Source organism: Saliniramus sp. (genome assembly GCF_035311605.1).
Classification (GTDB): domain Bacteria; phylum Pseudomonadota; class Alphaproteobacteria; order Rhizobiales; family Beijerinckiaceae; genus Saliniramus.
Genome location: NZ_DATGCW010000121.1, coordinates 1 through 3,719 on the forward strand (window position 1 = coordinate 1; position 3,719 = coordinate 3,719).

3 protein-coding genes are annotated in these 3,719 nt (G+C 66.9%); all 3 read left to right on the top strand.

Annotated elements, in window-relative coordinates; translation table 11 throughout:
* Positions 1-1,380: ABC transporter ATP-binding protein (locus VKP01_RS06120; protein WP_324411271.1), on the top strand; the 1,380-nt coding region annotated here is incomplete at its 5' end.
* Between the two features lie 11 nt (positions 1,381-1,391).
* Positions 1,392-3,221, top strand: coding sequence for an allophanate hydrolase (gene atzF / locus VKP01_RS06125; RefSeq protein WP_324411273.1), 1,830 nt, complete (start codon positions 1,392-1,394; stop codon positions 3,219-3,221).
* 113 nt (positions 3,222-3,334) lie between these two features.
* Positions 3,335-3,719: EVE domain-containing protein (locus VKP01_RS06130; protein ID WP_324411275.1), on the top strand; the 385-nt coding region annotated here is incomplete at its 3' end.

Here is a 3,719-nt window from a genome sequence, read left to right on the forward strand (position 1 = left end):
TTCCAGAACCCGCGCGCGGCGCTCAACCCGATCCGCAAGATCGGAAAGCAGATCGAGGACGTGCTGCTGCAACATGGCCGGGCTGGGCGTCGTGATGTGAAGGCAAAAGCCATTGAAGCGCTCGAAGCGGTAAAGATCCGCGATGCGGCCGCGCGCTACCACGCCTATCCGTTCGAGCTCTCTGGCGGCATGTGCCAGCGCGTGGTCATCGCCATCGCGCTCGCCTGCAATCCGAAACTCCTGATCGCCGACGAACCCACGACCGGGCTCGACATCACCACCCAGAAGGCGGTGATGGATCTGGTGCGCGAGCTGATCCGCGAACGCGGCATGTCGGCGATCATCATCACCCATGATCTGGGCCTCGCGGCGCAATACAGCGATCGCCTTGCGGTGATGAAGGATGGCGAGATCGTCGAGAGTGGTGCCTCCGCGACGCTATTCGCCACAGCCGGCCACCCCTATACCCGCAAGCTGATTGACGCGACGCCACGTCCGGGTGTCGCAATCCGCGAGCTCCTGCCGGCCGAGGCGCGCAATCCCGAGCCACCACACAGTCCCGGTCGCCGCAAGCTTCTTGAAGTGGTCGGCCTCGAAAAGTCCTTCGCGGGCAAATCCGGACCGGTCCAGGCCGTGAAGGGGATCTCCTTCGATATCCGCGAAGGGCAATCGGTGGGGCTCGTGGGCGAATCGGGTTGCGGCAAGTCGACCACATCCGCCATGCTGGTGCGCCTGCTCGATCCGAGCGCCGGCGCCATCGTCTTCGACGGCAGTGACATTGCCGGCATTCCCGCCGATCGCTTCGCCCGGGATCCGCGCCGGGGGCGGATCCAGATGGTCTTCCAGGATGCCACCGACAGCCTCAACCCGCGCCACAACGCCTTCGATGCGATCGCCGAACCGTTGCGGCGACTAGGCGGCATGTCCGGCAAGCGGCTCGGGGTGCGGGTGGACGAGCTCGCCCATCTCACCGGCCTGCCGGGACATCTGCTCACGCGCTACCCGCACCAGCTCTCGGGCGGTCAGAAGGCGCGGGTGGGGATCGCGCGCGCCATCGCCCTCGATCCCGATTTCCTGATCCTGGACGAGCCCACCGCCGCTCTCGACGTCTCGATACAGGCGGTGGTGCTCAACCTGCTCGCTGATCTGCGGGCGCGGCTGAACATGACCTATCTCTTCGTCAGCCACGATCTCAACGTGGTGCGTCTGCTCTGCGACCATGTCCTTGTCATGCGCGACGGGCTGATCGTCGAGGCCGGGCCGGCGGCAAGGGTGATGCAGGATCCCGAGCACCCCTACACGCGCGCGCTGCTCGCGGCGGCGCCGAAACCGCCGGTTCTGGACCGGTCCCCCGGCGAAACCGTCAAGGCCGCAGAATGAAGGAGCGCTTCATGTCCGTCGACCGGTTCATCCCAGCGGATCATGCCCTCGACCTCGAAGACCTGCCCTGCACCCTGGCGGATCTCCACACGGCCTATGCCGGCGGGATCACGCCGCGCGCCGTGATGACCGCATTGCTGGCGCGGCTGGCGGAGATCGATGATCCGGGGATCTTCATCCATCTGGAAGAGGCGCAAACCCTTCTGGCCGAGGTTGATGCGCTCGGCGCCTTCGATCCCGCCCGTCCGCTCTGGGGCGTGCCCTTTGCCGTGAAGGACAATATCGACGTGGCCGGCATGCCGACCACCGCCGGCTGCGACGCCTTTACACGGTATCCGCAGGCGGATGCCTTCGCCGTGGCGCGGCTGCGTGAAGCCGGGGCGATCCCCATTGGAAAGACCAATCTCGACCAGTTCGCCACAGGTCTTGTCGGCACCCGCACGCCGTACCCTGTGCCGCGCAACGCCCTCGACCCGGCGATCGTGCCCGGCGGCTCTTCCTCCGGCTCCGCCGTTGTGGTGGCCCATGGGGTAGTGCCCTTTGCGCTTGGAACCGATACGGCGGGATCGGGCCGGGTGCCGGCGGCGCTCAACGGCATCGTCGGCCTCAAGCCGACCCTGGGCGCGGTCTCCGCCGGCGGTGTGGTTCCCGCCTGCCGCACCCTCGATACGATCTCGGTCTTCGCCCGCAGCGCCGAGGATGCCTATGCCGTCTGTGCCGTGATGGCGGGCTACGACGTGGCGGATGCCTATGCGCGGCCCGTGCGCATGGCGCCCCCGCCGGCACCGCTTCCCGCACCGCGCATCGCCGTTCCCGATCACGCAAGCCTGCGCTTCTTCGGTGACAGCCTGCAGGCGGAGAGTTTTTCGGCCACGCTCGAGACCCTGCGCCGGCGCGGGGCCGCGATCACGCCGATCGATTTCGGGCCGTTCCACGAGGTCGCGCAGATGCTTTATGACGGCGCCTGGGTGGCCGAGCGCTACAGCGTGATTGCGGAACTTATGGAGAGCGATCCGGATGCGATCCACCCGGTCACCCGGGAGGTGGTCGGCAAGGCGCGGGAGATGAGCGCCACGGACGCCTTTCGCGCGATCTATCGCCTCGCGGAGCTGCGGCGCCTTTGCGCGCAACTCATGGCGGGTTTCGATTATCTCGTCGTGCCAAGCATTCCGCGTTTCTACAGCTGCGCCGATCTCGCCGCCGACCCGGTCGCGCCCAACAGCAATCTCGGGAGCTATACCAATTTCGTCAATCTGCTCGATCTCTGCGCGCTGACCATCCCGGTCGCGCGGCGCGAGGACGGCCGCCCGGGCAGCGTCACGCTGATCGGCCCGGCCGGCGCCGACGGGCGGCTCGCGGCGGAAGCGTCACGGCTCACGCAGGCGGTGACGGGTATCGCTGCCCCCGCGATGCCGCCGGAACCCGCCGATGACGAGATGGCAATCGCGGTCTGCGGCGCGCATATGTCGGGGCTGCCCCTGAACGGCCAGCTTCTGGAACTGGGTGGGCGCTTCCTGCGCGAATCCCGCACGGCTCACGGCTACGGCTTCCACGCCCTTGCCGGGGGCCCGCCGGCGCGTCCCGGCCTGGTGCGCCGGGAGAGCGGCGGTCATGCCATTGCGCTGGAAATCTGGGCCCTGCCGCAAACCGCAATCGGCGCGCTGCTGGCGCAGATTCCTGCCCCGCTGGGATTGGGCCGGATCGCATTGGAAGACGGCAGCTTAGTCACCGGTTTCCTGTGTGAGAGTGCCGGGCTTGCCGGCGCGCAGGATATCAGCGGCTTCGGCGGCTGGCGTGGTTACCTTGCGTCGTGCCAGGTCGGCGACGCGGCGCGGGCCTGAACAGAACGCGGTGGCGAATTTCCGCTTCGGCTTTACCATGGAATCGGGCTAGAAGCGCCCACGCGGTCCGGCCTGTGCCGGCCGTTTCCGACAGCGCGATCATCGAGGCATGCATGGCTTACTGGCTGTTCAAATCCGAACCGGATGTCTGGTCCTTCGAGATGCAGACGGAGCGTGGCGACAGGGGCGAGCATTGGGACGGGGTGCGCAATCATCTGGCCAAGAAGCAGATGATGGCCATGAAGATCGGTGATCGCGGGTTTTTCTACCATTCCAATATCGGCAAGGAGATCGTCGGCATCGTCGAGGTGATTCGCGAATTCTACCCCGATCACACCGATCCGAGCGGACGCTTCGGCATGGTCGACATCAAGGCGATCAAACCCCTGAAGCAGCCTGTGACGCTGGCGCAGATCAAGGCCGAGCCGCGCCTGTCGGAGATGGCGCTGGTCAAGCAGTCCCGCCTCTCGGTGCAGCCCGTCACGCCGGAGGAATGGG